Below are 26647 nucleotides of genomic sequence, written 5' to 3'. Positions count from 1 at the left end.
CGCGGCACCAGCGGGGGTCTACCGCTCCAGGTCGAGCGCCTCCGGCGTGTGCAGCCGCACCATGAACCGGTCGGTGCCCGCCGGCGTCCGGTGCCGGGTGAGGCGGGAGACCAGCACCATGGCGGCGAAGGCGGCCGGCACGCTCCACGCCGCCGGCTGGCCGAGCAGCACGGTGGCCCACCCCTCGGTCGCCGTGGTCAGCAGGGTCCACCCGACGGCGAACCCCGAGCCGAGGCCCCCGACGAGCAGGCCGGCCACCGCGCCCGGCGCCGTCAGCCCGCGCCACCAGATGCCCAGCACCAGCAGCGGGCAGAAGGTCGAGGCCGCGACCGCGAAGGCGAGCCCGACCACCCGGGCCACCCCGACGTCCATCGAGGCCAGGGCCAGCACCGCGGGCACGACGACGGCGAGCACCGCACCGACGCGGAACGCCGCCACTCCCGAGAGGCGCCGCTCCCCGAACCGCCGGCCGGTGACGTCCTGGCCCAGCACGCCGGCCACCGCGATCGTCAGCCCGGAGGAGGTGGAGAGGAACGCCGCGAAGGCGCCGGCCGTCAGCAGCCCGGTGAGCACGTCGCCGCCGAGGCCCGGCAGCATCAGGCGGGGCAGCTCGAGGACGAGGGTGTCCGCAGCGCCCGAGGCGGCCAGCTCGGTGGCGTAGACCCGGCCGAGCGCGCCGTAGACCGGGGGCACCAGGTAGAAGAGCCCCAGCAGGCCCAGCACGACCAACGTGGTGCGCCGCGCCGCCCGCCCGTCGGGGTTGGTGTAGAAGCGGACCACCACGTGCGGCAGGCCCATGGTGCCCAGGAAGGTCGCCACGATCAGCGAGTAGGTGACGTAGAGCCCCTGCGCCCCGCCGTCACCCAGCGGGATCGACCAGAACCCCGCACCCCCGGGCGGCCCGGCGTCCGCGGGGTTGAGGGCCCCGTCGCCCACCCAGACCGCCAGCAGCACCGCCGCGGGGATGAGCAGCGCGGTCAGCTTGAACCAGTACTGGAAGGCCTGGACGAAGGTGATCGAGCGCATCCCGCCCGAGGTGACGTTGGCCAGCACCACCAGGCCCACCACCAGGGTGCCGACCCACGGCGGCGCCCCCACGGCCTGGCGCAGCACCAGCCCGGCGCCCTGGAACTGGGGCAGCAGGTAGAGCCAGCCGATCGCCACCACCAGCACCGAGCAGGCGGCCCGGGCGGTGCGCGACTGGAGCCGCGCCTCGGCGAAGTCGGGCAGCGTGTAGGCCCCCGAACGGCGTAGCGGGGCGGCGACCAGGACCAGCAGCACCAGGTAGCCGGCCGTCCAGCCCACGGGATACCAGAGCATGTCCGCGCCGAAGGTGAGCACCAGGCCGGCCACGCCGAGGAAGGAGGCGGCGGAGAGGTACTCGCCGCCGATCGCGGAGGCGTTGAGACCGGGGCGCACCGTGCGGGAGGCGACCATGAAGTCGCTGGTGGTGCGGGAGAAGCGGAGCCCCCAGGTGCCGATCGCCAGGGTGGCGACGGCGACCCCCACGACGCCGACGAGCGCGGCCCAGGAGTCGATCATCCGTCGTCCGGCTCCGGCGGGCGGGCCTCGGAGACCAGCTCGCTGAAGGCCCGTTCGGTGGCCTCGACCCGGCGCAGGTGGAGCCAGCCGAGGAGCATCAGCCACGGGTAGACGAGGACACCGAGCAGCAGCCACGGCACCGGCATCCCGAGCACCCGCACCTCGGCCAGGTGCGGGGCGAGATGGAAGACCAGCGGCCACGAGCCGACGCTGAGCGCCAGCGCCAGCAGCGTCTGCCAGGCCAGCCGGCGCTGCGCGGTCAGCAGGCTGCCCATCAGGATCGCGCCGATCCGGGTGCCGGCGTCGATGTCGCCGGTGCCGGGCCGCCGGGCGCCGCCGTGGTGGCGGGGCGGGCCGGTGACCCGGACCCGCGGGGCAGGGGCGGTCACGGTCCGGCCCGGCGCAGCAGCAGGTCGCGCAGCTCGCGGGTGTGCCGGCGGCTGACCGCGAGCTCGCGCCCCTCGACCACCACCGAGCAGCGGCCGCCGTCGGTGCGCAGCTCGGTCACGTGGGCCAGGGAGACCAGCAGGGAGCGGTGGATCCGGACGAACCCCGCGCCGGCCCACTCCGCCTCCAGGGTGGAGAGCGGGGTGCGCACCAGGAACGAGTCGTCCCGGGTGTGCAGCCGGGCGTAGTCGCCCTGGGCCTCGACGTGGCTGATCTCGCTGCGCGCCAGGAACCGGGTGACCCCGCCGCGCTCGACCGCGACCTGCTCCTCCTCGCTCGGCCGGGCCGGGCGCCCCGCGTCGGGCTGCCGGCGCTCGACGACGCGGCGCATCGCCTCGCCCAGGCGCTCCTCGCGGACCGGCTTGAGCACGTAGTCCACCGCCGCCAGCTCGAAGGCCTCGAGCGCGTGCTGCTCGTGGGCGGTGACGAAGACGATCGGGGGCGGCGTCTTGAACCGGCCCAGCACCTGAGCCATCTCGAGCCCGTTGAGGCCCGGCATCGAGATGTCGAGGAAGACGGCGTCGGCCTCCCACTCCGGCAGCACCAGCAGGGCCTCGGTGGCGGTGGCACAGGTCCGTACGTCGCCGACCCGCGGGTCGCGGGAGAGCAGGAACCCGAGCTCGTCGAGGGACGGGCGCTCGTCGTCGACCACGAGCACGCGCAGGCCCGGGCGGGTGGGCGCGGGCGTCCGCGCGGGTGGCTGCTGGGTCATGGGTGCACTCCGGGGGCGAACTTGGGCACCCGCACGATCACCTTGGTGCCGGCGCCCGGGGCCGTCTCCACGACGAGACCGTAGCCGTCCCCGAAGGCGTTGCGCAGCCTCGCGTCCACGTTGCCCAGGCCCACGGAGTCCAGGGAGTCGTCGCCGGCCAGGGCGCGGCGTACCCGCTCGGGGTCCTCCCCGACCCCGTTGTCCTCGACCTCGATCAGGCACTCGTGGTCGGCGTCGCGGGCGACGATGCTCAGCCGGCCCACGCCCTCCACCGCCTCGAGGCCGTGGCGCACCGCGTTCTCGGCGAGCGGCTGGATGCAAAGGAAGGGGACCGTCACCGGCAGCACCTCGGGGGCCACCTGCAGGGTCACCCGGAGCCGGTCGCCGAACCTGGCCTGCTCCAGCACCAGGTAGCGCTCGATCGAGCGCAGCTCCTCGGCCAGGGTGGTGAACTCGCCGTGGGAGCGGAAGGAGTAACGGGTGAAGTCGGCGAACTCCAGCAGCAGCTCGCGCGCCCGGTCGGGGTCGGTGCGCACGAAGCTGGCGATCGCGCCCAGCGAGTTGTAGATGAAGTGGGGGCTGATCTGGGCCCGCAGGGCCCGCACCTCCGCGGCCATCGCGCGGGTGCGCTGGGCGTCGAGCTCGGCGAGCTCCAGCTGCCCGCTGACCCACTGGGCGACCTCGTGGGTGGCCAGCACCAGCCCCGCCGCCGGCTCCGGCGCGAAGGCCATCAGGATCCCGACCAGCCGGTCGTCGACGACCAGCGGCGTGGCGATCGCGTGCCGCACCGGGCAGGTCGGGTCGTCGCACGGCAGGTCCGAGGCATCGGCGGTGTGGGTGTCGCCGTGCTCGAGCGCGGGGCCGATGAGCCGCGCCACCTGGCCGGCGTGGTGGCTGCCGTCCCCGTCCCAGGCGAGCAGGCCGACGGTGTCGGTGAGCGCCACGGCCGGCGAGCCCAGCAGGGCGCGCAGGTGGCGCACGGCCAGCGCCGCGCTCGCCGGGGTCAGGCCCTCGCGCAGGGCGGGGGAGGCGAGCCCGGCGGTGTGCAGCGTGTGGAAGGTGGCGCGGTCGGCCTCGGTGCCCAGCGGCGTACGACGCAGGAACCGGGGCCAGGCGCTCATGTGACGCAGGTTACTGCGACCTGGCCGCCGGTCGTGCCCCACCGCGCCTGAGGGCAGTGGCCCGAGCCGACGGCCGCACCGTCAGCGGCGCTCGCAGCTCTTCCGCTTCTCGGCCTGGCACAGGTCGCGTCCCTCGCCGCCGTTGGCCCGGTCCTTGCCGGGACCGCCGTAGAGCTTGTCGCGGCCCTCGCCGCCGGCGAGCCGGTCGCGGCCCGGGCCGCCGAGCAGCTTGGAGCGCTTGCGGCAGGAGAAGGCGTCGCTCTCCAGCCGCTTGAGCACGTCGGCGCCCCCGAGGCCGTAGGCGCGGACGGTGCAGCCGCCGACGCTGAGCCGGTTGCCCTGCCCGTCGCCCTTCGCGGTCGCGTTCCTGGCCCACACGGTGGCGTCGGTGAAGCCGGTGACGCTGGCCGCGACGGCGCCGCGCTTCTTCCCGCCGCGCCACAGGCGGGCCGCGGTGAGGTCGACGGTCAGCCGCTCGCCGGGTGAGGAGACCGCGATCTCGTCGCGGCCGTCGCCGCCGTCGTAGGTGCTGCTCGCGGGGGCCTGCGGGGCGACCGTCAGGTGGTCGTTGCCCGCCCCCATCGTGACGGTCGTCGCGCCCACCGGGCCGCCCGCCGGGTCGGCATAGGAGAGCCGCTCGTTGCTGGGGCTGCCGCGGAAGATGAAGCGACCCGCGGTGGGGATCACGTCGAACTGCTCGAAGGCCACCCAGGTGTACTGGCGCTCCCTGTTGCGGTTGGCGATCCCCTTGTTGTTGTCGATGTACCACGGCGCCTTGCCGGAGAAGTCGAGGTCGAGCGCGTCGCTGTTGCCGCCGCCCGAGATCGAGCCGCCCTGCCCCCTCGTCACCCCGCGCAGCACCAGGCGGTCGTTGCCGTCGCCGAGGTCGACGGTGTCGGCGTTGGGCTCGCCGGGCGCCCCCGACTGCACGACGTCGTCGCCGCCGCCGGTCAGGATCGTGTCGGCGTCCAGGTCGGGGACCAGCCCTTCGCCGTGGGTGCCGACGGTGTCGGGGCCCTCGCCGCCGTAGAACTGGTCCGGGCCGGCTCCCAGCCACACGCTGACGGCCGCGCCCCCCGCGCTGACGGTGTCGACCACGTCGGCGCCGGTCGCGGTGTCGACGTACGGCGTGCCGCCGGTGACGCAGACGATGTCGTCGCCACCCAGGGTGCTCACCACCGTGGCGCCGTTGGTGACCACCACGTCGTTGCCCGGCGTGCCGGTCAGCGGGGTGCCGGGGGTGCCCAGGATCGTCGTCACCGCTCCGCGGCAGGTCTCGGCCGAGTGGGCCGGCGAGCCGGTGGCGACCGCCAGGCCGCCGGCGGCCAGGCAGGCCGTGGTCAGGCCCGCGAGCAGGCGGTGGGTGGTCTTCTGGCGTGCGTGCATGTGCTCTTCCCCCTGGAGTGCCCGAGTAGGTCGGCGCGAGCATGCCCCGTCGGGGGGAAAGGAAACCCGCCTAGCGGAAGTCGATGAGCAGCATGTCGGTGTCGGTGCCGTCGGAGCGGAAGATCTCCAGGCTGCGGGCCCGGCGCGCGGCGTCCGGGTCGGTCGCGTCCGAGGCGGCCTCGCCGGCAGCCGCCGCGGCGTCCCCTGCGGCGTCCCCCGTGGAGGGGTCCGTCGGGGCCGCGGCCGGCACCACCGGGGCGGAGTGCGTCACGACCTCGGAGCCGTCGTCGAAGAGGCCGGGCTGGTGCACCACCTGGGTGCGCAGGCAGCGGACCAGGTAGGGCAGCTGCATGCCGTCCATGCCGCGTCCGTACTCGGCGTAGAGGTCGAGCACGTCGTCGACGCGCTCCTCCTGCCGCTCCGGCGGCAGGGAGGCGACGTGGGGGCGGGAGAGGACCAGGTCGCGCACCGACTCGGCGTTGACGTCCTGCCAGGACTTGAAGGTCCGCTCCTCGACGAAGCTGAAGAGGGGGGAGCCGACGAGCACCTCCTGCAGCGGCTCGCGCTCCTCCTCGGGGCCGTCCAGCAGCCGCCCCAGCCGTCGGACCCACGGGATCCGCGAGTCCGGCTCGTTCCACACCACCGCCAGGTGGCCGCCGGGGCGCAGCGCCCGGGCGATCGTCTCCAGCGCCGTGGGGGTGTCGAAGAGGTGGAAGGAGGCGGCGCAGACGACCACGTCGACCGAGCGGTCCGGCACGCACGACTCCTCGGCGCGGGCGGTGCTGGTCCGGACGCCGGGGAGCTCCTCGACGAGCGCCTCCAGCATCGCCGGCTCGGCGTCGGTGGCGAGCACGTCGTGGCCGGCGGCGACCAGGTGCCCGGTCAGCTGCCCGGTGCCGGCGCCGAGCTCGAGCACGCTCCTGGCCTGACCGGCGACCAGCCAGTCGGCCGCCTGCCGGGGGTAGCCGGGCGCCCCACGGTGATAGAGCCGCGCCGCCGCTCGGGCGGAACGGTCTCGGTCCGGGGGTTGCTCGTGGTTCATTGCCCCGAGGCTACTAGCGTGGCCCGCGTGAGCAGGGACCCCTTGGCGTGGTTGGCGGCGCTCGAGGGCGTCTCCTCGGCCCTCGCAGCCACCCGCGACGGCATCGACGTGATGCTGCGCGACCGTGGACTGCGGCGTACCTCCCCGGAGATGACGGGGGAGTCGCTGATGCGCGGCGCCCACGCCTCCGCGGTCCTGGAGGGGTCGGGCTCGCAGCTCTCCGACCTCGCCGAGGGGGGCGGCGACCAGGTCGCCCAGGACGCGCTGCGCCTCTCCGCCGTCCTGCTCGCCAACGCGCCCCTGCTCAAGACCGCGCCCCTGCAGGCGCTGGCCCGGCTGCACGCGGTGGCCGCGGCCACCACGCTGCCCGAGGACCAGCTCGGCCGGCCACGCGACGCCGCGTCGGCCGAGCGGCTGCGCCGGGTCTCCGAGCTGCTGCTGGCCCGCACCGAGGCGCCTGCCCTGCTGGTGGCCGCCGTGGCCCACGCCGAGATCGCGACCGGAGCGCCGTTCGGCTCCCACAACGGCATCGTGGCCCGCGCGGTGGAGCGCCTGGTGCTCGTCTCGCGCGGCGTCGACGCCAAGTCGCTGGTCGTGCCCGAGGCCGGCCACCTGGCGCTGCGTCCGCAGTACGAGTCGAACCTGCGCGGCTACCGGGACGGCGGGGAGCGCGGGGCACACGCCTGGGCGCTCTACGCAGCCGAGGCGTTCGCGGCGGGTGCGGAGGCCAGCCCGCTGCGGCGGTCCGGCAGCTGAGGGTCACGAGCGTGCGAACGGCACCCGCGCCGCGTGGGTGGGTGCCGTCGCTGACACATGAGCCTGGCTACCAAGCGTGCATCGAAGTGTGGCCTGGCGGGCGTGCCGCTGTGACCAACGCCCTTTCGAAGGGATGATCGCCGCGTGGGTACCGGGACCATGTGCTGCTCTGTGGAGTTCTGACTCCTTTCTACGCCCGTGCGGGCGTAGAAACAAGGGTTTGACCGAGCCCCTCTCGACCTGGTTCAGCCTGGTTCAGGCAGGGCCGCGGTGGCGCCGGCTGTTGACCCAGACGTAGCCGCCGACGGCCACCGCGCCGCCCACCGCGAGGGCGGCCAGGGCCTGCTTGGCCGGCAGCGGGACCCGGGAGCCGAGCCGCACCGGGCGGGTGAAGGTCAGCACCGGCCAGCCGCGCTCGGTGGCCACCCGGCGCAGCTCCTTGTCCGGGTTGACGGCGAAGGGGTGACCCACCGCCTGGAGCATCGGGACGTCGGTGATCGAGTCGCTGTAGCCGTAGCTGGTGTCGAGGTCGTAGCCGCACTCCTGCGCCAGCGCCTCGATGGCCCGCGCCTTCTCCTCGGCGTAGGCGTAGTACTCGATCTCGCCGGAGTACTTGCCGTCGACGATCTCCAGCCGGGTGGCCACCACCCGGTCGGCGCCGAGCAGCTCCGCGATCGGCCCGACCACCTCGGTGCCGCTCGCCGAGACCACCACCACGTCGCGGCCGGCGGCGTGGTGCTCCTCGATCAGGTCGACGGCCTCGTCGTAGACGATCGGGTCGACCACGTTGTGCAGGGTGTCGGCGACGATCTCGCGCACCGTGGCGACGTCCCAGCCCGCGACCAGCTGGGACATGAAGCCCCGCAGCCGCTCCATCTGGTCGTGGTCGGCACCGCCGATGAGGTAGACGAACTGGGCGTACGCCGAGCGCAGCATGGCTCGCCTGGTGATCAGCCCGCCGGCCTGGAAGGGGCGGCTGAAGGCGAGAGTGCTCGACTTGGCGATGATCGTCTTGTCGAGGTCGAAGAAGGCCGCAGCCGCGCCAGGCATGCCTTCATGCTAGGCGGCGCGTCCTCGCCGGGTCGCCGAACGCCGCGGAAGGCTGGCCCGGTGGCCGCCTGAGCCGTCGCTCGGAGCGGGCTCCGCGGGCCGCTCGGCCCCCACAACCCGTGCCGTCCCGGACGCCGGGGCCTGCTCCTCCACAGGTGCCGCGGTCGGTTCGGCGGCCCGCCCGGCCGGCCGGACAGGGTGGCGTCATGAGGGAGTCGAGCGCGGGCAGGTCCGGCACGGAGCAGGGGGCACGGCTGCTGGTGGTGAGCCGCGACCCGCGGCTGGTCGAGGAGGTCCACCGGCTGGCCGCGGGGGTGGGGGTGATGCCGTACGTGGCCGAGGGCAGCGCGGAGGCGCTGGCGTGCTGGCAGGAGGCGGGTGTGGTGGTCGTCGGCACGGACCTGGCCGCGGACCTGGCCCGGTCGGCACCGCCCCGCCGGCGCGGCGTCCACCTGGTGGGGTGCCGCGCGCCGGAGGAGGCCGACTTCCGCCGTGCGGTCGCGCTCGGCGCCGAGGCGGTCCTCGAGCTGGACCTGGCCGCGGGCTGGCTCGCCGGCCTGATGACCGACCTGGTGGCGGCCCCGCGGCACGGCCACGTCCTTGCCGTCCAGGCCGGCTCGGGCGGGGCCGGGGCGACCACCCTGGCCTGCGCCCTGGCCCAGGTGGCCTCCCGCTCGGGTCCGGTGCTGGTGGTCGACACCGACCACGGGGGCCCCGGGGCGGACCGGGTGCTGGGCTTCGACGGCGAGCCGGGGCTGGGCTGGGAGGCGCTCGTGGGCGCCACCGGACGGCTCAGCGGGGTCTCGCTGCGTGACGCGGTGCCCCGCCGCGGGACGCTCGGGGTCCTCACCTGGGGGAGCGGGGCGCCGGAACCGCCGACCCCCGAGGTGGTGCGGGCCGCCGTCGAGGCCGCGCGCCGGGTCCACGACCTGGTCGTCGTCGACCTGCCCCGGCTCCGCGGCGACCTGGTGGAGGAGGTGGTCACCCGCAGCGACCGGCTGCTGCTGGTGCTGCGTCCGACCCTGACCGGCGTCGCCGCCGCCTCGCGCGCCCTGGAGGCCCGGGCGGGCCGGGCCTCGCTGGTGCTGCGGGGCCGGGGGCTCTCGCCGGGCGACGTCGAGCGGGCGGTGGGCGCACCGGTGCTGCTGGCGATGGCCGAGCAGCGCGGGCTGGAGGAGTCGGTGGAGCTCGGGCTGGGTCCGGCCCGTGCCCGCCGCGGGCCCCTGGCGCGGGCCGCCGCACAGCTGCTCGCCGGCCTGGGAGAGCCGTGGACGGCATGAGCCTGCCCGGTCCGGCGACGGTCGAGGCGGTCCGTGAGCAGCTGGCCCGCGAGCACGGCGAGGTGACGCCGCACCGGGTCGCCGACGTGCTCCGGCGCCAGGGTCGCCCGGTCGGCGACGACGCGGTGCGCGCGATCCACGAGGTGCTGCGACGCACCGCCTTCGGGGTCGGGGTGCTGGAGCCCCTGGTGCGCGACGAGACGGTGACCGACGTGCTGGTCAACGGGCCGGGGCCGGTGTGGGTCGACCGGGGGCAGGGGCTCGAGCGGACCGAGGTCGAGCTCGCCGACGAGGAGGAGGTGCGCCGCCTGGCCCAGCGGCTGGCCGGCCTCGGTGGGCGGCGGCTCGACGACGCCACCCCCTGCTGCGACGTCAGGCTGCCGGACGGCACCCGCTTCCACGCCGTGCTGGCCCCGGTGGCCCGGCCGGGGACCCTGATCTCCCTGCGGGTGCCGCGCTCGGCCGCCTTCACCCTCGACGACCTGGTCGCCGCCGGGGCCCTCACCGCTCCGGGCGCGCGGCTGCTGCGCGACGTGGTGGCCGGACGGCTGGCCTTCCTGGTCAGCGGCGGCACCGGGTCGGGCAAGACCACGCTGCTGGCCACCATGCTCAGCCTGGTCCCGCCCGACGAGCGGATCGTGCTGGTCGAGGACTCCTCCGAGCTGCGGCCCGACCACCCGCACGTGGTCGCCCTGGAGGCCAGGCCGGCCAACGTCGAGGGGCAGGGGGCGCTCGACCTGCGACACCTCGTCCGGCAGGCGCTGCGGATGCGCCCCGACCGGCTGGTGGTGGGCGAGGTCCGCGGCGCGGAGGTGGTCGACCTGCTGGCCGCCATGAACACCGGCCACGAGGGCGGCGCCGGCACCCTGCACGCCAACGCCGCCACCCAGGTCACGGCCCGCATCGAGGCGCTGGCCGCCACCGCGGGCCTCGGCCGGGCGGCCACGGCGAGCCAGCTGGGCGCGGCGGTCGACCTGGTGCTCCACGTGGTCCGGGGGCCGGACGGCGTGCGCCGGCTCGGCGAGGTCGCCGTGCCGCAGCGTGTCGACGACCGGGTCGAGATGGTCCCGGCGCTCACCTTCGGCCGTGACGGGACCCTGCGGGAGGGGCCGGCGGCCGACTCCCTGGCCGACCGACTGGCAGGACGACCGTGACGGGGTGGGTGGCCGCGGTCCTGCTGGGTGCCGCCGTGGTGCTGGCCGGGCCCCTGCCCGCGGTCGGCCCGGGCGCCGGGCCACGCGCGCCGGGCCCGGGCGGGCCCCCGGACGGAGCCCCCGACGAGCCGGCGCCGGGCGTCCGGGCGGCGGCCCGACTGGTGCTGGTGTGCCTCGGCGGGATCCTCGCGGGCGTGGTCAGCGGCGCCCTGGGCCCCCGGGGTGCGGTGCACGCCGTCCTCGCCGGCGGCGTGGTCGCCACCGTGCTGGGCCTGCTCGCGCGGGGGCGACGGCGGCGCTCCTCGCGGGTGCTGGCCGACCAGGTCCTCGAGGCGTGCGGCGCGCTGGCCGACGAGCTGCGCGCCGGCCGCAGCCCCGAGCGGGCGCTGGAGCTGGCGGCCCGGGACTGCCCCGAGCTGGCCCCGGCCGTGCGCGCCTCGCGCCTGGGGGCGGACGTGCCGGGAGCCCTGCGCCGCGGCCGGCACCCCGACCTGCGGCTGCTGGCGGGAGCCTGGCAGGTCTCCCACCGCAGCGGCGACGGCCTCGCCACCGCCCTCGGCAGGGTCGCCGACGGGCTGAGCGCGGCCCGGGCGACCCGACGGGTGGTGGCCTCCGAGCTCGCCTCGGCCAGGTCGACGGCGCAGCTGCTGGTGGCCCTCCCGGGGCTCGCGCTGGTCGGCGGCGCGGGGAGCGGCGCGCGGCCCTGGGAGTTCCTGCTCGCCACCTGGGTCGGCACCGGCTGCCTGGTGGGCGGCCTGGCCCTGGGCCTGGCCGGCCTGTGGTGGATCGAGGCGATCGCCGCGGACGTGGAGGACGAGCTGTGACAGGCTCCGTCGACCCGGCCCTGGTGGCGGCCGGACTGGTGGGGGCCACCGTCCTGCTGGCGTCGCGGCCCTCGCCGGTGCGGGAGCGCCCGGAGCCGGCCGTCGCCGGTCCCGGCGGCGACGTCCGCGGCTGGGGGAGGCGGGCCGTGCTCTGCGTCCTGGCGGGAGCCGGCGCCCACCTCTTCGTCGGCGGACTGCCGGGCCTGGCCGCCGGGCTCCTGGCCGGGGGGATGTGCTGGCACACCCTGGGCCGGGTCGAGGCGCCCGGGGTCCGTCGGGCCAGGGCCCGTGCGGCGCGCGACCTGCCGCACCTGGTCGGCCTGATGGCGGCCGGGCTGCGCGCCGGTGCCCCGCCCGCGCACGCCCTGGCGGCGGCCTGCGGCGCCCTGCCGGGGGAGGCCGCCACGGCGTTCGCCCCGACCCTGGCGCGCCTCGCGCTCGGGGTCGACCCGGCGGTGGTGTGGGCCGAGCTGGCCGCGGCGGACCCGCCGGACCGGGACGGGGTCGGCGGCGCCGGGGTGGCGGTGCTCGGGCGCACCCTGGCCCGCGCGCACCACACCGGCGCCTCGGTGCGCGAGACCGTGGAAGGGCTGGCCGACCAGCTCGCCGGGCAGTCGCGCGCCGCCACCGAGGACCGAGCACGGGCGGTGGGCGTCCGGGCCGCGCTGCCCCTCGGGCTGTGCCTGCTGCCGGCCTTCCTGCTGCTGGGCATCGTTCCGGTGGTGGCTGGGCTGGCGGCACAGCTCGGGGCCGGCTGAGCCGACGAGCCTTGACAGGATCGCCCTCGCCCGCGAGCGTGTGACTCCTCGCCGGCACGGTCGGGCGTGCGGGGGTGGCGAGGACCCAGCAGGGAGGGCCGGGTTGCGTACGACGAACTTGGGAGCCGCACACGTGCGTCCCGGCAGGGTGACGGCCTGGGTGCCGACGGGGCGCTGCCTCGAGGCCCAGCGGGCCAGCCCTGCGGACCCGCGCCCGCTCACCGTCGACCAGCACCACCACCTCCTCGCCGCGCTCGGCCATCCGGGGGCGGACGCCGCCGAGGCGCCGTGGATCGGGTTCTCCTGCCGCCTGGAGAACGCCGGGCCCGAGCCCCTCGCCGCCGCCCTGGCCAGCTTCTTCGACCGGCACGAGAGCCTGCGCTGCGACTACGAGCGCGACGCCGGGCACTTCACCCGGCGCCTGCTTCGCGCCGGCGAGGTCGAGTTCGAGCCGCTCTCCTTCGGGGTGGCGCCCGACCACCACAGCGCCCACGCGTGCGTGACCGAGCACCTCTCGGCCAGTGCGCAGCCCCACGTGTGGCCGCGCGCCGGCTTCGTGACCGTCGAGGACGAGGGGCACGTGACCCTCTTCGCCGCCTTCGACCACGTCACCTTCGACCTGGCCTCGATGCACGCGGCCGTCGACGAGATCCCGGTCCTGCACCGTGCCTACGTCGGCGGAGACGGTCCCGACCCCGCGCTCGCCGCCCCGGTCAGCCACCTCGACCACGCCGCCGCGGAGCAGGAGCGGCTGGCCGGCATCACCCCCGACGACCCGAGGCTCGAGCCGTGGCGCGAGCTCCTCGAGGACGGCGGCCTGCCGGGGCTGCCCCCCTCCTCCGGCGTGGGCCGCACCGACCTCCACGCGCACGAGCTGGTCTCGATGCCACTGGCCACCCGGAGCGAGACGACCGAGCTCGAGGAGCTCCTCGCCCCCTGGGACGTCACCTTGGAGAGCGCCGTCCTGGCGCTGGTGCTCCGCGCCGTCGCCGCCCAGGAGGGGCCGGCCCCCCACCTGGTCTCCACGCTGCTCGCCGTCCCCGGCCGCACCCCGCAGCAGCGGGGCGCGATCGGGTGGTTCGCCCAGACCGTCCCGCTGCGCTTCGAGGTCGACCCGGGCGGCGCGCTGTCCGACCTGGCCGCCGCGGTCGAGGAGCGGCGGCGCCGGGTCGGTGCCGAGCCGGTGCCCGCCCCCGTGGTCAGCCAGGTCCTCGGTGTCCCCGTGCGCCCGAGCCTGGTGCTGGCCTTCGTGGACCACCGCAGCGGCCCCGGGGTGGCGGCGTGGAAGGCCAGCCGGGCGCACGGCTTCCTCGGCCACGTCCCGGCCGGCGACCAGCTCCACATGTGGATCACCTGCCTGCCCGAGGGCACCTTCCTGGAGGCCCGGCACCCGGCCACGTCGGAGTGCGGCGCCTGGGTCGCCACCTTGGCCGTCACCATCCGCCGGGCGGTGCTGGCCGAGCTGGACCCACGACCCGTCTTCGCCTCGGCCCCCGTGTCGCGGTGAGAGAAGCAGGAGGGGACGAGATGGAGGTCGAGCCGTCGCAGCCGGACCTCGACGACTTCCTGGCCGACGCGCCGGACGAGCCGTTCGTGATGCTCAACCTGCTGCGGTACGCACCCGACGGGCGCGGCCTCTACGGGGAGTACCTGCGCCGTGCGTCCCCGTTCGTCGAGGCGGTCGGGGCCCGGGTCCTCTACTTCGGCAAGGGCGAGGAGCCGCTGGTCGGCGAGGAGCACTGGGACAGCATCATGCTGGTCTGGTACCCCTCGCCGCGGGCGTTCCTCTCGATGGTCGCCCGGCCGGGGTACGCCGAGGTCGCGGGCCTGCGGAAACGGGCCCTGGCGGCCGCGGTGCTCCAGCCCTCGCGTCCGGTCGGGCTGCGGCCCGACCCCGCCTGAGGCACGACACCCCGCACGCCGCCGCACGACCGCTGGTGCTCCACAGGGGCGTCCGACGCGCCCTTCTGCACAGCGGCTGGCCGGCGCGGCGCCCGCCCTTCCTCCATCCCGCGAGGCTCCTCGGGACGGTCGCGACGGGCGGCCGCGAGAGGGAGGAGTCACCATGGAGACAGACGTGCCGGAGGCCGCGCAGGCGGACGAGAGGGCGACCGAGACGGTGGGGAAGCGCGACGAGCGGGGGATCACCACCGCGGAGTACGCCGTGGGCACAGCGGCGGGTGCCGGCCTCGCCGGCCTGCTCTACAAGCTGCTCACCGGGGGCTTCGGCGACAACCTGCTCAAGACCCTCTTCGACCACGTGCTCGAGCTGCTGGGCATCGGGTGAGAGGGGCGGCTCGCCGTCCCCGGCCCCGGCGGACCCAGCGCGGCGCGGTCACCGCCGAGCTGGCGCTGGGCATCCCGGTGCTGATGGCGCTGGTCCTGGTGCTGGTCTGGATGGTCGCGCTCGGCGCCGCCCAGGTGCGCGTGGTCGACGCCGCGCGCGAGACGGCGCGGGCGCTGGCCCGCGGCGAGACCCGGCCCGAGGCCCTCGCGCTGGGACGGCGGGTCGCGCCCCCGGGCGCCCGGTTCGAGATCCGGGACGAGGCCGAGGTGGTCGTGGTCAGCGTCCGGGCCGAGGCCGCCGCGCCGCCCGGGCTGCTCGGTGCCGTCCCGCGGCCCGAGGTGGCGGCCGAGGCCGTCGCGGCCTGGGAGGAGCCGCCGTGAGCCGACCGGCGCCGCGCCGCGACGAGCGCGGCGCCGCCACCGTGCTGGTGGTGGCGATGAGCGGCGTGCTCCTCCTGGTCGCCCTCGCCGTCGCCGGGGTGGCCGGGCTTGTCGGCACTCACCGGATGGCGCAGTCGGCCGCCGACCTGGCCGCCCTGGCCGGAGCGGCGGAGGCGTTGCGCGGCGGGGACGGCTGCGCCAGGGCCACCGAGCTGGCCAGCGCCAACGGCGCCACGCTGGTCGACTGCCGGGCGGAGGCCGCGTGGGTGCAGGTCGAGGTGGAGGTGGCGCCGCCGACGGCCCTGGGCCTGGCCGACCGGCTCTCGGCCCGGGCCCGGGCGGGGCCGGTCGGCCTGGCGCAGTGACCCGGCCCGGGCGCGAGCGAAAGGTGAGTGCGCATGCTCATGCCGACCACTCGCGGACGGCGGAGGGTGGTGGGGGTGAACTCTCTGCTGCTGGCTCTCCTCAGGGTCCCGGGACCCCTGGTCACCGGCTTCTTCGCCACGATCGGGATCTGGGGGCTGGGCTTCGGTGTGATGACCGACTGCACCAACGAGTACAGCTGCTCCACCCACACCTGTGACCCGTGCCTGGCCGCGAACGTCCTCCTCCTCTCGAGCTGGGCCGTGCAGGGGTTCCTCTTCGTGCTCGCCGTCGGTCTGTGGCTGCCGGCGCTCGCGAGACGACTTGAGCGGCGCACCCTCGCGCTGCTCGCACTGGCTGTCCCGCTGGTCTCGCTCCTCGTGTTCGCGAGCACGGCGTGGGTGACCCGCCTGTCGTACTGACTGGTGCTGACTCGTCCTGACGGGGACCTAGGCGGGAGGGCGCCCGGGGTCGCCGGGCGGGCCCGGGTCGTTCCGGTCGCCGTAGCTCCCCGCGTCACCCACGTCGCCGTGGTCCGGGTGCGAGCCGTGGTCGCCTCGGCCCCCGTGGCTCTCGGCGTTCGCCCGGTCGAGCTTGGCGTTGAGCTTCTGGAGCTCCCGTCGCTCGCGGCGCGAGGCGATGCTGCGCTTGGTCCCCCACTTGAGGATGGTGAGGCCCCACAGCACGCAGACCCCCGCGGCGAAGCCGACCAGGAAGATCGAGAGCGCCGGGAGGTCCATCCCGAGGAGCTCGGCGGTCCCCTCGCTGACGAAGAGCGCGGCCAGGATCGCGATCCCGCCGACCACGATGAGGACGAGCCCGAGAGCGACCATGCAGGTCACGCTACCGGGCGGCGTGCTCCAGGAGTAGGTCGAGAAGGCGGGTCGCGCCGGACTTGTCGAGCGGGTTGTTCTGGTTGCCGCACTTGGGGGACTGGATGCACGAGGGGCAGCCCTCGTCGCACTCGCAGGCGGCGATCGTGTCGCGGGTGGCGGTGAGCCACTGCCGGGCGGCCCGGTAGCCCCGCTCGGAGAACCCCGCCCCGCCCGGGTGCCCGTCGTGGACGAAGACGGTGAGCACCCCGGTGTCGGGGTGCCTGGCCGTGGAGACACCGCCGATGTCCCAGCGGTCGCAGGTCGCGAAGAGCGGGAGCAGGCCGATCGAGCAGTGCTCGGCGGCGTGGGCGCTGCCGGGCAGGTCGGCGGCGTCGAGGCCGGCGCTCGCCAGCACGTGGTCGGGGACCTGCCACCACACGGCGGTGGTCCTCAGGTCCCGCGGGGGGAGGTCGAGCGGCTCCTCGGCGATCACCTCGCCGCCGGGCTGGCGGCGCTTGAGGTAGGAGACCACCTGGTGGGTGACCTCGACCTCCCCGAAGGAGAGGCGGCAGTCGCCCCAGCGCTCGTGCTCGCGCTCGGCGACGATGGTGATCTCGGTGGTCTCCCGCGCCGAGGTCGACCAGTCGACGTCGGCCCGCTCCATGGTGGCGACCCGGTCCTCGAGGTCGAGCTCGCCGACCAGCCAGGACTCGCCCCGGTGCAGGTAGACCGCGCCGGGGTGCGCCGTCTGGTGGGCGCTGGAGGCGTCGACGGTGCCCACGACGCGGCCGCTGGACCCCTCGATCAGAGAGAACGCCGCACCGCCGCTGCTGCGGATGTCGGTGAGGTCGCTGGGCCTGGTCCGGTCGGTCCAGTACCAGCCGCGCGGCCGGCGGCGCAGCAGGCCCGCCTCGGTGAGCCCGTCGACCGCCTCGCGGGCGGTCGGGCCGAAGAGCGGGAGGTCGGCCTCGGTGAGCGGTGCCTCGTGGGCGGCCGCGCACAGGTGGGGGGCCAGCACGTAGTGGTTGTCAGGATCGAAGACCGTCGCCTCGACGGGCGCGCCGAGCAGGCTCTCGGGGTGGGCCACCAGGTAGGTGTCGAGCGGGTCGTCGCGGGCCACCAGCACAGCCAGCGCGTCCTGGCCCTCCCGCCCGGCCCGGCCGATCTGCTGCCACATCGCCGCCCGGGTGCCGGGGAAGCCGGCCAGCAGCACGGCGTCCAGCCCGCTGATGTCGATGCCCAGCTCGAGGGCGTTGGTCGCGGCGAGCCCGGTGAGCCGGCCCGCCCGCAGCGCCGCCTCCAGGGCGCGGCGCTCCTCGGGGAGGTAGCCACCGCGGTAGGCGGCGACCCGCCCGGCCAGCTCGGGGTCGACCTCGGCCAGCAGCTCGGCGGCGCGCACCGCCACCTGCTCGACGCCCCGCCGGGAGCGGACGAACGCCAGGGTCGAGACGCCCTCGACGACCAGGTCGGCGAGGAGGTCGGCGGTCTCCGAGGACGCCGCCCGGCGCACCGGGGCGCCGTTCTCCCCGGCGAAGGAGGTCAGGGGCGGCTCCCAGAGCCCGACGCAGAGCTCGCCGCGGGGCGAGTGATCGGCGGTCAGGGGGAGCACGTCCAGGCCGGTGAGCCGGCCCGCGGCCTCCGCCGGCTCGGCCACGGTCGCGGAGAGCAGCACGAAGGTCGGGGATGAGCCGTAGAGGGCGCAGACCCGGCGCAGGCGGCGCAGCACCTGGGCGACGTGGGCGCCGAAGACCCCGCGGTAGTGGTGGCACTCGTCGACCACCACCACCTGGAGCCCGGCCAGGAACCTCGCCCACCGGCTGTGCCCGGGGAGCAGCGAGCGGTGCAGCATGTCGGGATTGGTGAGCAGGTACTCGGCGTGGTCGCGGGCCCAGTCGCGCTGCTCCCGGCTGCTGTCGCCGTCGTGGGTGGTGGCCCGCACGCCCGTGCGGAGCTCCTGCAGGCCGGCGAGCTGGTCGTGGGCCAGCGCCTTGGTGGGCGCCAGGTAGAGGACCCCGGCGCCCCGCTCGTCGCGGGGGCCGCGGCGTTCGAGGAGGCTGGTGAGCGCGGGCAGCTGGTAGGCCAGCGACTTGCCCGAGGCGGTGCCGGTGGCCAGGACGACGTGCTGACCGGCGCGGACCGCGTCGGCGGCGACCACCTGGTGGCGCCACGGCGCGCCGATGCCCCGGCGCTCGAAGGCCTCGCGGACCACGGGGTGGGACCACTGCGGCCACGGCTCGTGCACGGCGGGCCGGGCGGGCAGCACCCGGACGTGACGCAGCCGCTCCTCGCGGCCGGGGAGGTGCCCGAGGCGAGCGAGCAGCTCGCTCGTGCGGGAGGAGGTGGCGGTCGACGGGGTGGCCGACGTGGTGGGGGGCACGTCCCCAAGTCTGACAAGGAAGACCGACAGAACCCGAAAGCGTGGTTTGATATCTTCCGCAGACAGCACGGGAGCGTCCTGCTCCCCGTGCCTGAACCCCGCGGAAAGGCCGAGGAACACGACGTGGACCTGACTCTTGTGACACGCGACGTCGACGGCAAGACCGTTGTCGCTGTCGGGGGCGAGATCGACGTCTACACGGCCCCCAAGCTGCGCGACAAGATCACCGAGCTCGTCGGCGCCGGTGTCTACGACCTCGTCATCGACCTGGCCGACGTGGAGTTCCTCGACTCGACCGGTCTCGGCGTCCTGGTCGGCGGGCTCAAGAAGGTCCGGGCCCACGACGGCTCGCTCGCCCTGGTCTGCAACCAGGACCGCCTGCTGAAGATCTTCCGGATCACCGGCCTGGCCAAGGTCTTCGCGATCCACGAGGACCAGACCAGCGCCCTCGCCGGCTGACCAGCCGCCTCCAGCTCCTCCAGGGGCCCGTACGCCGACGGCGTACGGGCCCCTGTGACGTGCGCCAGATCCCGTGCCGGCATGAGATCCGGGCGTTCAGGGGTGGCGTGGTGCGGGTCACATCTGCGTAGACTCCGCCTCGGTTGGACTCATCCGCACGACCCAGGAGGCCGTTCATGCTCGGGATCCTTCCCACCGTCGTGGAACCGGAGCTTTCGGGGAGCAACCTCGCCCTGGTCGTCGTCGTCCTCGTGATCGCGCTCGGCGCGCTCGTGATGGCGGCGGTCTTCCGGTCCCAGGTGATGGCTGCCTCCGATGGCACCGGCAACATGAAGACGATCGCCCAGGCCGTGCAGGAGGGCGCCAACGCCTATCTGGCGCGCCAGTTCCGCACGCTCGCCCTCTTCGCCGCCATCGCCTTCTTCGTGCTGCTGGCGCTGCCGGCCGACGACCTGTCCGTCCGGATCGGGCGCTCGATCTTCTTCCTGCTGGGGGCGGGGTTCTCCGCGGCGATCGGCTACCTGGGCATGTCCCTGGCGGTGCGGGCCAACGTCCGGGTGGCCGCGGCCGCCCAGAACGAGGGCCGCGACCCGGCCATGCGGATCGGCTTCCGCACCGGCGCCTTCGTGGGCATGGCCACCGTGGGCCTGGGCCTGCTCGGGGCCAGCGTGGTGGTGCTGATCTTCCGCGACGAGGCCGCCCACGTGCTGGAGGGCTTCGGCTTCGGGGCCGCCCTGCTCGCGATGTTCATGCGCGTCGGCGGCGGCATCTTCACCAAGGCCGCCGACGTGGGTGCCGACCTGGTCGGCAAGGTCGAGCAGGGGATCCCCGAGGACGACCCGCGCAACGCGGCCACCATCGCCGACAACGTGGGCGACAACGTGGGCGACTGCGCCGGGATGGCCGCCGACCTCTTCGAGTCCTACGCCGTGACCCTGGTCGCCGCGCTCATCCTCGGCTCGCAGGCCTTCGGCGACAAGGGTCTGGTCTACCCGCTGCTGATCCCGGCCGTGGGCGTCCTGACCGCCGTCCTGGGGGTCTTCCTGACCAGGCCGCGGGCGCAGGAGAACGGCCTGACGACCATCAACCGGGCCTTCTACGTCTCCGCCGCCGTCGGCGCCGTCGGCTCGGTGGCGCTCTCCTACCTCTACCTGCCGGGCAGCTTCGCGGAGTTCGGCCCGGCCTTCGCCCTGCTGGACGGCGACCCGCGGCTGATCGCCTCGGCCGCCGTCGTCATCGGCATCGTGATGTCGGCCGGGATCCTGGCTCTCACCGGCTACTACACCGGCACCGAGTACCGCCCCGTCAAGGACGTCGGGAAGACCTCGCTGACGGGCGCCGCCACGGTGATCCTCTCGGGCCTCTCGGTGGGCTTCGAGTCCGCGGTCTACACCACGCTGGTCATCAGCAGCGCCGTCTTCGGCGCCTACCTGCTGGGCGGCGCCTCGCTGACGGTCTCGCTCTTCGCCGTCGCCCTCGCCGGCTGCGGGCTGCTGACCACGGTCGGGGTGATCGTCGCGATGGACACCTTCGGGCCGGTCTCCGACAACGCCCAGGGCATCGCGGAGATGTCGGGCGACGTCAGCGAGGAGGGGGCGCAGATCCTCACCGAGCTCGACGCCGTCGGCAACACCACCAAGGCCATCACCAAGGGGATCGCGATCGCCACCGCGGTGCTCGCGGCCACCGCGCTCTTCGGCTCCTACGCCACCTCGGTCTTCGAGGCGCTGGCCGACTCCGGCTCCGACGAGGTGCTCCGCTTCGAGGTCTTCAACCCGGCGGTCCTGGTCGGCGTGCTCCTCGGGGCGGCCGTGGTCTTCCTCTTCTCCGGCCTGGCCATCAACGCCGTCGGCCGGGCCGCCGGCGCGGTGGTCTTCGAGGTGCGCCGGCAGTTCCGCGACATCCCCGGGATCATGGAGGGGACCACGCGCCCGGAGTACGGCAAGGTCGTCGACATCGTCACCCGCGACTCCCTGCGCGAGCTGGTCGCGCCGGGCCTGCTCGCGGTGCTGGCGCCGGTGGCCGTCGGCTTCGGGCTCGGCGTCACCGCGCTGGCCGGCTTCCTGGCCGGCGCGATCGGCGCGGGCACCCTGATGGCGGTCTTCCTGGCCAACGCCGGCGGGGCGTGGGACAACGCCAAGAAGCTCGTCGAGGACGGTCACCACGGCGGCAAGGGCTCCGACGCCCACGCCGCCACGGTCATCGGCGACACCGTCGGCGACCCCTTCAAGGACACCGCCGGTCCCGCGATCAACCCGCTGATCAAGGTGATGAACCTGGTCTCGCTGCTGATCGCCGGTGCGGTCGTGTCGCTGAGCGTGGGCGAGGACCAGAACGACGTGCTGCGGGTCGCCATCGCCCTGGCGGCTGTCGCGATCATCGTCGTGGCGATCTGGGTCTCCAAGCAGCGCGAGGTGGCGATCAACGACGACGGGGACGACGGCGGGTCCTCCTCGATGGAGCCCGGGCGGCGTACCCGGCCCAACATCGGGCCCAGCGCGTGATCATCAATCGGAGCGATGCCACCGGCGGGGCGGCTCCCCTATAGTCGCCGCAGTCCACGACAGGTCACCGCAGCCGGGCGCGATGCGCGCCCTCATCGAAGGGCAGTTCCCGCATGCGTCGTCTCACCCCGTTCCTCCTCGCCGCCCTCCTCGCGCTGCCGCTCACCGCGTGTGGCGGCGAGGACTCCGAGGGTGGCGACGAGGAGGCCTACGTCGACGCGCTGGCCACCGAGATGGCCGGGAAGTCCTCGCCGATGGACGGCGAGCAGGCCCGCTGCTTCAGTGAGGGGTTCATCGACGTGGTCGGACTCGACCGGGTGAAGCAGGCGGGCAGCCCCAGCGAGTTCGCGGCCCAGTCCAACGGCCTGGAGTTCACCTCGGTCGAGCTCAAGGACGACGAGGCGCAGACGATCTACGACAACTTCGGCGAGTGCGGCGTCGACCTGCGCGACACCTTCCTGACCCAGATGGACGCCGACACCACAGTGCCGGAGGCGGCCAAGCAGTGCATCAAGGACGCCCTCGACGAGGAGGTGCTCCGCGGCTTCTTCGTCACCTCCATGGTCGAGGGCCAGGAGGCCGCCGCGTCCAACCCCACGCTGCTGAGCTCCCTGATGGCGTGCGTGCCCGAGACCGAGAGCCCCGCCGCCGGCTGAGGGTCGTCGGCCGTCGCCGGCCGGGGTCAGGCGGTGGAGACGATCCGGCTCTCCACCGCCTGCACCACCTCGGGGGTGAGCTCGGTGATGCCGTGGTCGGCGGCGGCGTGTGCGGCCACCTTGGCCAGCAGCACGTCGCGGTCGGTCTCCTCGAAGCGCGACGCGCACCCGGGCATCACGTCGCCGCAGGCCAGCTTGAAGGTCATGGGTTCTCCTGGTGGTCGGTCGGCCGTCTCACGGTGAGACGGCGGTGGTGAGCAGGGGGGCGGGGCCGGCGGCGGGCACCCGCACCCACAGGACGGCCCGGTGGTCGTCCTGCTCGACGCCGAGGGTGCCGCCGTGCGCCACGGTGAGCGCCCGGGCCAGGTAGAGCCCGATGGTGACCCCGGAGGCGTCGTCGTTGAGGTCGAAGGGGTCGAAGAGGGCCTGCAGCACGGCCGGGTCGATGGGGTCGGCGTCGCGGACCACGCGCAGCTCCACCCACGGCTCGGCGACGACCACCTCCCACCGCAGGGTGCGGGGCGCCGGCTGCGAGCCGCCCGCCTCCCACAGGTCGCGCAGCACCCGCCGGAAGAGCGTGGGGTCCACCAGCACCGCGGGACCGGTCGCCCCGTCCGCGGCGAGGCCGGCAGGGAGGCCGGGCAGGCCGTCGGCGCCGGCGAGGTCTGCGAGCAGCCGGCCTACGGGCACCCGGCGGGGCTCGGGCCGCAGCAGGCCCAGGGAGGCGGCGGCGAGGAGCTCCACGTCGCGGATCCGCTCGGTGAGCCGCCCCAGGGCCTGGTCCAGCTTGTCGACGGTGCGCGCCACCGGCGGTTCCAGCTCCTCGTCGGCCAGCAGCCCGACCCAGCCCCGGGCCACCGTCAGCGGGGTCCGCAGCTCGTGGGCGAAGGCGGCGAGGAAGCGGTCGCGCTGCTGCGCGGCCCCGGGCTCCGGGCGGTTGGTGACCGTGGCGGTGCCGGAGGCGACGAACCCGCGCACCCAGCGCGTCAGCACCGCGCGGTCCACCCCGTGGCGGTGGGCGACCTCGCCCGGCTGGGCGCCGCCGAGCACCTCGAGCACGGCGGTGACGCGCAGATCGACGGAGGGCTCCTCGAGACCGCCGTCGAGGAGCTGGAGGTCGAGGGTGGTCATGTGGGTCCCCATCGGCCCCGCGCGCGCGTTGCTGAGCCTTTGCCGCGTCCGAGTCCGTCGTGGCCTCTGCGAGGATGAGCGCCATGTCCGACCAGCTCGCCGCCCTCGCCCGGGAGCTGCGCTCCCACGTCATCGCCGCCGGCTTCACCTACGACGCCGTCGCCGAGCTCCTCGGCCCACAGGCCCACGCCGCCCTCGGCCGCAACGAGACGACGCCGGGGGTCCGGGCCACCCGGGGCGGCTCGCCGCTCGAGACGCTGACCCGGCTCTTCCTGCTGCAGGTGCCGGTCAGCGCCGAGCACGCCGAGCAGGCGCTGCCCGGCCTCCTGGACCGGCTCGCCGCCCAGGGGCTGGTGGAGCGCTCGGTGGGCGAGGTGGCGGCCCGCCTCGACGTGCGTCCCTATGCCACCGACGACCCGGACCTGCCGGACCTGTGGGTGGTCAGCGACCTCACCCCCGGCCTGGACGGCAGCCAGACCCGGGTGGGCCCCGACCACGTGCTGGGGATCAGCCCCGCCTCGACCTCGCTGGCGCAGATGACGCTGCGCGAGCCCGTCGGCAGCTCGCTGGACCTCGGCACCGGCTGCGGGGTGCAGGCCCTGCACCTGGCCGCCCACAGCCGGCGGGTGGTCGCGACCGACGTCAACCAGCGGGCGCTGTGGATGACCCGGTTCAACATGGCGCTCAACGACGTGGCCGGCGTCGAGGTCCGCGACGGCTCGTTCTTCGAGCCGGTCGCGGGCGAGACCTTCGACCTGATCGCCACCAACCCGCCGTTCGTCATCTCCCCGGCGACCGGCGAGCGGCTGGTCTACCGCGACTCGGGGCTGCCCGGCGACCGGGTGGTCGAGCACATCGTCCGGAGCGCCCCGGGCCTGCTCAACGACGGCGGCTGGTGCCAGGTGCTGGCCAACTGGGTGATCGCCCGCGACCGCTCCTGGTCGGAGCGCCTCGAGGAGTGGATCCCGGCGGGCACCGACGCCCTGGTCGTGCAGCGGGAGGTGCTGGACCCGGCGGCGTACGTCGAGCTGTGGCTCAAGGACGCCGGTCACCACGGCGGCCCCGACTACGTGCGCCGCTACGACACCTGGCTCAGCTGGTTCGACGAGCAGCAGGTCGAGGGCGTGGGCTTCGGCTGGATCAACCTGCGCAAGGGCGGCCCGACCGCCGGCACGGCCCGCGAGCTGCTGGAGTGGCCGTACGAGGTGGAGCAGCCGATCGCGCCCGCCACCGCCCGCTGGGCCCGCGCCCGCGACCTGCTGCACCGCACCCCGGACCTGACCGGGCTGCGGCTGGTCGCCCCGGTCGACGTGGTGCAGGAGACGCACGGACAGCCGGGCGCCGAGGACCCCGAGACGATCGTGCTGCGCCAGCAGCGGGGGCTGCGCCGGGCCCGCAAGGTCGACACGGTGGAGGCGGCGCTGGTCGGTGCCTGCGACGGCGAGCTCGAGGTGGGGCAGATCCTCGACGCGATCGCCTCGCTGCTGGGTTCCGACCCGGCCCGGCTGCGGTCCACCCACCTGGCGGCGGTCGCCGAGCTGGTCGCCGAGGGCTTCTTGGAGGAGGCCCACTGACGGACGGGTCCCGCGCAGCCACCCTCCCCGATGGCGGCGCGGGACCCAGCTCGGGGGTCGTCAGACCTTCGTCGGCTTCGAGACCGCGCTCGCGGTCTGCGGGTTCCCCCCGAAGAGGGCCTGCAGCCTCGTCGCGCGCTTGCTCGAGCCCCGCAGCGCACGGAGCTTCGCCGCCTTGACCATCAGCGTGACCCGCGTGGTCCGAGCGCCGACCGTCTTCTTGGCGAGGACCTTCTTGCCCGCCTTGAGGGTGACCAGACCGGCGCTCGACCCGCCGGCGGAGACCTTGAGGACCACGACGACGGCGACCTTCTTGCGGGTCGACCTCGACTTGTCGACCTTGAGCCGCACCTGGGACGACGCGAGTGCGGGTGGCGCGGGCGCCGGCGCGGGCGCCGGCGTGGGCACGGGCGTCGGCGTGGGCACGGGCGTGGGCACGGGCGCCGGCGTGGGCACGGGCGTGGGCACGGGCGTCGGCGTGGGAGTCGGGACGGGCGTGGGCGTCGGGTCGGGCGTCGCCGTGGGCACCCCGGCGACGAGCCGGCCGAGGACGACCGGTGCCTGCCCCACCGTCACGCTGTGCGGCCCCACGCCGGTCTCGGGGAGCTCGCTGCCCCCGCCGAGGAAGAGCGGAGCGGCACCGGCCTGGACGAACTCCAGCGTGACCGTCGACTCCCGCGGGAGCCGGACCCGGAAGGTGCCGTCGGGGCCGGTGGTCGCCGTGGCGCCGGTGGGCGAGTAGAACGGGTCGTCCCAGCGGTGCACCACCACGGTGACACCGGGGCGGGGCGTCCCGTCGGCCGCCAGCAGGGTGCCGCTGGCCGTCAGCGGGGCGAGGAGGACGTCGTCGCGGGTGATCTCGGCGAGCGGGTCCGGGACGACGAAGACGCCGGGGGAGCTCGGGGAGGTCGGTTCGGCCCCGCCGAGCCAGCCGGAGTCCGCCAGGTCGGCGACGTCGTCGGTGACGAAGCGCAGCGTGTGCGGTCCGGGGGAGGCCAGCTCGACCGCGTACTCGCCGCCGTTGCGGGAGCGGTCGGTGCCGACCAGCCTGAACTCGCCGGCCGTGGCGTCCCAGCGGTGGAGCTCGACGTCGACCCGGTCGAGCGGCTCGGGCTCGGTGGCTCCGGGGGCGCGGACGACCCCGCGCACGTGCGGCGCCGAGCGCAGCGCCAGGACGGGCGCGGTGACCGTGCCGGAGACGGGCAGCGGGGCGCTCGTCGCCGGGTCGCGGGTGCCGCCGAGGTAGGCGTTGCGGTGGCCGGCGGCCGAGGCGCCGATCGTGTAGGTCAGGCCGGGGCCGTACTTCACGTCGTCGAACCGGTAGACCCCCTGGGCGTCCGTGGTGGTCGCGGCGACGACCTCGTGGCCGGAGTACGGCGCGGCGTCGCCCACCAGGCGCACCAGCTCGACCTCGGCGTCGGGCAGGACGGGACCGTTCTCGGTGCGGACCGTCCCGGTGACGGTGCCGTAGGCGTACCGGGTGAGCGTGACCGTGGGCACGGTGACCGTCTGGTCGGCCGCCACCGGGTAGGTGGTGGGCAGCGTGAGCGTCGCGAAGACGTCGCTCTCCTCGGCGAAGGTGAGGGTGTAGGGGCCGCCCGCGGTGACGTCGACCTCCCAGCGGCCGTCGGGGTCGGTGTCGAACGGGTAGTCGCCCTGGGCGGAGCGCGCGACCCCGTCGACCGAGCCGGTCTCCCCGCCGCCGGCGGCGCTGACCCGGCCCGACAGGAGCCCCCACTCCGGGTCGTCGGCGGCCTGGGCCAGCGAGGGCACGACGAGGACGGTCAGCAGGGCGAGGAGCACTCCCAGGAGGGCCCTCGGGGCGCGGCGGCGCGGCGTCGATGACACGGGTCTCACCGGCGCACTTTGACAGAACCGGAGCCGCGGAGGCCCGTGTGGCGCCCTGATTCCCCCAAATCGGGGACGCCGCCCGCGCGCCGACGCGGCCCACGCGGGGGACGGCGTGAGCGGCGTTGATGAGATGTCGCGCTACCGTGTCGGCTCTGAGCCTCGCGTGAGTCCCACGTGC

Annotated in this window: 27 protein-coding genes; 15 read left to right on the top strand and 12 right to left on the bottom strand. The window is 75.3% G+C overall.

The window, feature by feature from the left end; genetic code table 11:
* Positions 1–18 precede the first annotated feature (18 nt).
* The 6 genes from AC4BGE_RS05815 to AC4BGE_RS05790 form a co-directional block, all read right to left on the bottom strand.
* Positions 19–1542, bottom strand: a complete 1524-nt coding sequence (locus tag AC4BGE_RS05815) for a sodium/solute symporter (RefSeq protein WP_490574649.1) — start codon at positions 1540–1542, stop codon at positions 19–21.
* Positions 1539–1931 carry a hypothetical protein gene (locus AC4BGE_RS05810; protein ID WP_490574648.1) on the bottom strand — a complete coding sequence of 131 codons (393 nt, stop codon included), beginning with the start codon at positions 1929–1931 and terminating at the stop codon, positions 1539–1541. The genes AC4BGE_RS05815 and AC4BGE_RS05810 overlap by 4 nt, the downstream gene beginning before the upstream one ends.
* Positions 1928–2701 carry a LytR/AlgR family response regulator transcription factor gene (locus AC4BGE_RS05805; RefSeq protein WP_490570538.1) on the bottom strand — a complete coding sequence of 258 codons (774 nt, stop codon included), beginning with the start codon at positions 2699–2701 and terminating at the stop codon, positions 1928–1930. The genes AC4BGE_RS05810 and AC4BGE_RS05805 overlap by 4 nt, the downstream gene beginning before the upstream one ends.
* Positions 2698–3822: a histidine kinase gene (locus AC4BGE_RS05800; protein ID WP_490574647.1), complete on the bottom strand. Its 1125-nt coding sequence runs from the start codon at positions 3820–3822 to the stop codon at positions 2698–2700. Before AC4BGE_RS05800 ends, AC4BGE_RS05805 begins: the two co-directional genes overlap by 4 nt.
* Before the next feature lie 81 nt (positions 3823–3903).
* A complete protein-coding gene (locus AC4BGE_RS05795; RefSeq protein ID WP_490574646.1) occupies positions 3904–5208 on the bottom strand; it encodes a hypothetical protein in 1305 nt (434 codons plus the stop codon).
* A gap of 70 nt (positions 5209–5278) precedes the next feature.
* Positions 5279–6250 carry a class I SAM-dependent methyltransferase gene (locus AC4BGE_RS05790; protein WP_490570535.1) on the bottom strand — a complete coding sequence of 324 codons (972 nt, stop codon included), beginning with the start codon at positions 6248–6250 and terminating at the stop codon, positions 5279–5281.
* Positions 6251–6277: 27 nt separating this feature from the next.
* Here AC4BGE_RS05790 and AC4BGE_RS05785 point away from each other — a divergent pair, with 27 nt between their 5' ends.
* On the top strand, positions 6278–7006 hold the full coding sequence (locus AC4BGE_RS05785; protein WP_490570534.1) for an oxidoreductase: 729 nt from the start codon (positions 6278–6280) through the stop codon (positions 7004–7006).
* A gap of 255 nt (positions 7007–7261) precedes the next feature.
* Here AC4BGE_RS05785 and AC4BGE_RS05780 read toward each other — a convergent pair whose 3' ends face one another.
* The gene (locus AC4BGE_RS05780) at positions 7262–8056 is read right to left on the bottom strand and encodes an HAD family hydrolase (RefSeq protein WP_490570533.1); all 795 of its coding nucleotides are present in this window, start codon (positions 8054–8056) and stop codon (positions 7262–7264) included.
* 206 nt (positions 8057–8262) lie between these two features.
* On the opposite strand from AC4BGE_RS05780, the gene ssd reads away from it, so the two are divergent.
* From ssd to AC4BGE_RS05730, 10 genes are all read left to right on the top strand, one after another.
* Positions 8263–9336, top strand: a complete 1074-nt coding sequence (ssd, locus tag AC4BGE_RS05775; RefSeq protein ID WP_490570532.1) for a septum site-determining protein Ssd — start codon at positions 8263–8265, stop codon at positions 9334–9336.
* Entirely contained in the window at positions 9333–10490 is a 1158-nt protein-coding gene (locus AC4BGE_RS05770; protein WP_490570531.1) for a TadA family conjugal transfer-associated ATPase, read from the top strand. Before ssd ends, AC4BGE_RS05770 begins: the two co-directional genes overlap by 4 nt.
* The gene (locus AC4BGE_RS05765) at positions 10487–11314 is read left to right on the top strand and encodes a type II secretion system F family protein (protein ID WP_490574645.1); all 828 of its coding nucleotides are present in this window, start codon (positions 10487–10489) and stop codon (positions 11312–11314) included. Before AC4BGE_RS05770 ends, AC4BGE_RS05765 begins: the two co-directional genes overlap by 4 nt.
* On the top strand, positions 11311–12072 hold the full coding sequence (locus AC4BGE_RS05760) for a type II secretion system F family protein (RefSeq protein WP_490574644.1): 762 nt from the start codon (positions 11311–11313) through the stop codon (positions 12070–12072). The genes AC4BGE_RS05765 and AC4BGE_RS05760 overlap by 4 nt, the downstream gene beginning before the upstream one ends.
* 133 nt (positions 12073–12205) lie before the next feature.
* Positions 12206–13579: a condensation domain-containing protein gene (locus tag AC4BGE_RS05755; RefSeq protein ID WP_490574643.1), complete on the top strand. Its 1374-nt coding sequence runs from the start codon at positions 12206–12208 to the stop codon at positions 13577–13579.
* Positions 13580–13599: 20 nt separating this feature from the next.
* Complete coding sequence (locus tag AC4BGE_RS05750; protein ID WP_490574642.1) at positions 13600–13974, top strand: DUF1330 domain-containing protein; 375 nt, start codon at positions 13600–13602, stop codon at positions 13972–13974.
* Positions 13975–14137: 163 nt separating this feature from the next.
* The gene (locus tag AC4BGE_RS05745) at positions 14138–14359 is read left to right on the top strand and encodes a DUF4244 domain-containing protein (protein ID WP_490574641.1); all 222 of its coding nucleotides are present in this window, start codon (positions 14138–14140) and stop codon (positions 14357–14359) included.
* Positions 14356–14739, top strand: coding sequence for a TadE family type IV pilus minor pilin (locus AC4BGE_RS05740; RefSeq protein WP_490574640.1), 384 nt, complete (start codon positions 14356–14358; stop codon positions 14737–14739). Before AC4BGE_RS05745 ends, AC4BGE_RS05740 begins: the two co-directional genes overlap by 4 nt.
* The gene (locus AC4BGE_RS05735; RefSeq protein ID WP_490570524.1) at positions 14736–15104 is read left to right on the top strand and encodes an Rv3654c family TadE-like protein; all 369 of its coding nucleotides are present in this window, start codon (positions 14736–14738) and stop codon (positions 15102–15104) included. The genes AC4BGE_RS05740 and AC4BGE_RS05735 overlap by 4 nt, the downstream gene beginning before the upstream one ends.
* A 75-nt stretch (positions 15105–15179) precedes the next feature.
* Positions 15180–15524: a hypothetical protein gene (locus tag AC4BGE_RS05730; protein ID WP_490574639.1), complete on the top strand. Its 345-nt coding sequence runs from the start codon at positions 15180–15182 to the stop codon at positions 15522–15524.
* A 27-nt stretch (positions 15525–15551) separates the two neighbouring features.
* On the opposite strand, the gene AC4BGE_RS05725 is transcribed toward AC4BGE_RS05730, so the two are convergent.
* Together AC4BGE_RS05725 and AC4BGE_RS05720 are read right to left on the bottom strand one after the other, a co-directional pair.
* Positions 15552–15935 (bottom strand): hypothetical protein, encoded by a 384-nt coding sequence (locus AC4BGE_RS05725; protein WP_490570522.1) that lies wholly within the window; start codon positions 15933–15935, stop codon positions 15552–15554.
* A 10-nt stretch (positions 15936–15945) separates the two neighbouring features.
* Positions 15946–18294, bottom strand: a complete 2349-nt coding sequence (locus tag AC4BGE_RS05720) for a DEAD/DEAH box helicase (RefSeq protein ID WP_490574638.1) — start codon at positions 18292–18294, stop codon at positions 15946–15948.
* A gap of 123 nt (positions 18295–18417) precedes the next feature.
* Here AC4BGE_RS05720 and AC4BGE_RS05715 point away from each other — a divergent pair, with 123 nt between their 5' ends.
* From AC4BGE_RS05715 to AC4BGE_RS05705, 3 genes are all read left to right on the top strand, one after another.
* A complete protein-coding gene (locus AC4BGE_RS05715) occupies positions 18418–18753 on the top strand; it encodes an STAS domain-containing protein (protein WP_490570520.1) in 336 nt (111 codons plus the stop codon).
* 176 nt (positions 18754–18929) lie between these two features.
* Positions 18930–21257, top strand: a complete 2328-nt coding sequence (locus AC4BGE_RS05710) for a sodium-translocating pyrophosphatase (RefSeq protein ID WP_490570519.1) — start codon at positions 18930–18932, stop codon at positions 21255–21257.
* Between the two features lie 113 nt (positions 21258–21370).
* Positions 21371–21913, top strand: a complete 543-nt coding sequence (locus AC4BGE_RS05705; RefSeq protein ID WP_490574637.1) for a hypothetical protein — start codon at positions 21371–21373, stop codon at positions 21911–21913.
* 26 nt (positions 21914–21939) lie between these two features.
* Here AC4BGE_RS05705 and AC4BGE_RS05700 read toward each other — a convergent pair whose 3' ends face one another.
* Entirely contained in the window at positions 21940–22119 is a 180-nt protein-coding gene (locus tag AC4BGE_RS05700; protein WP_490570517.1) for a DUF1059 domain-containing protein, read from the bottom strand.
* 28 nt (positions 22120–22147) lie between these two features.
* The gene (locus AC4BGE_RS05695) at positions 22148–23044 is read right to left on the bottom strand and encodes a sensor histidine kinase (RefSeq protein ID WP_490574636.1); all 897 of its coding nucleotides are present in this window, start codon (positions 23042–23044) and stop codon (positions 22148–22150) included.
* 83 nt (positions 23045–23127) lie between these two features.
* Here AC4BGE_RS05695 and AC4BGE_RS05690 point away from each other — a divergent pair, with 83 nt between their 5' ends.
* Complete coding sequence (locus tag AC4BGE_RS05690; RefSeq protein WP_490570515.1) at positions 23128–24618, top strand: DUF7059 domain-containing protein; 1491 nt, start codon at positions 23128–23130, stop codon at positions 24616–24618.
* A 60-nt stretch (positions 24619–24678) separates the two neighbouring features.
* On the opposite strand, the gene AC4BGE_RS05685 is transcribed toward AC4BGE_RS05690, so the two are convergent.
* Complete coding sequence (locus tag AC4BGE_RS05685; RefSeq protein ID WP_490574635.1) at positions 24679–26475, bottom strand: carboxypeptidase-like regulatory domain-containing protein; 1797 nt, start codon at positions 26473–26475, stop codon at positions 24679–24681.
* Positions 26476–26647 lie beyond the last annotated feature (172 nt).

It is taken from the genome of Nocardioides sp. Z50_6 (assembly GCF_058215755.1).
Note: the sequence above shows the minus strand (reverse complement) of the source record. Positions and strands in the feature narration are given on the sequence as shown.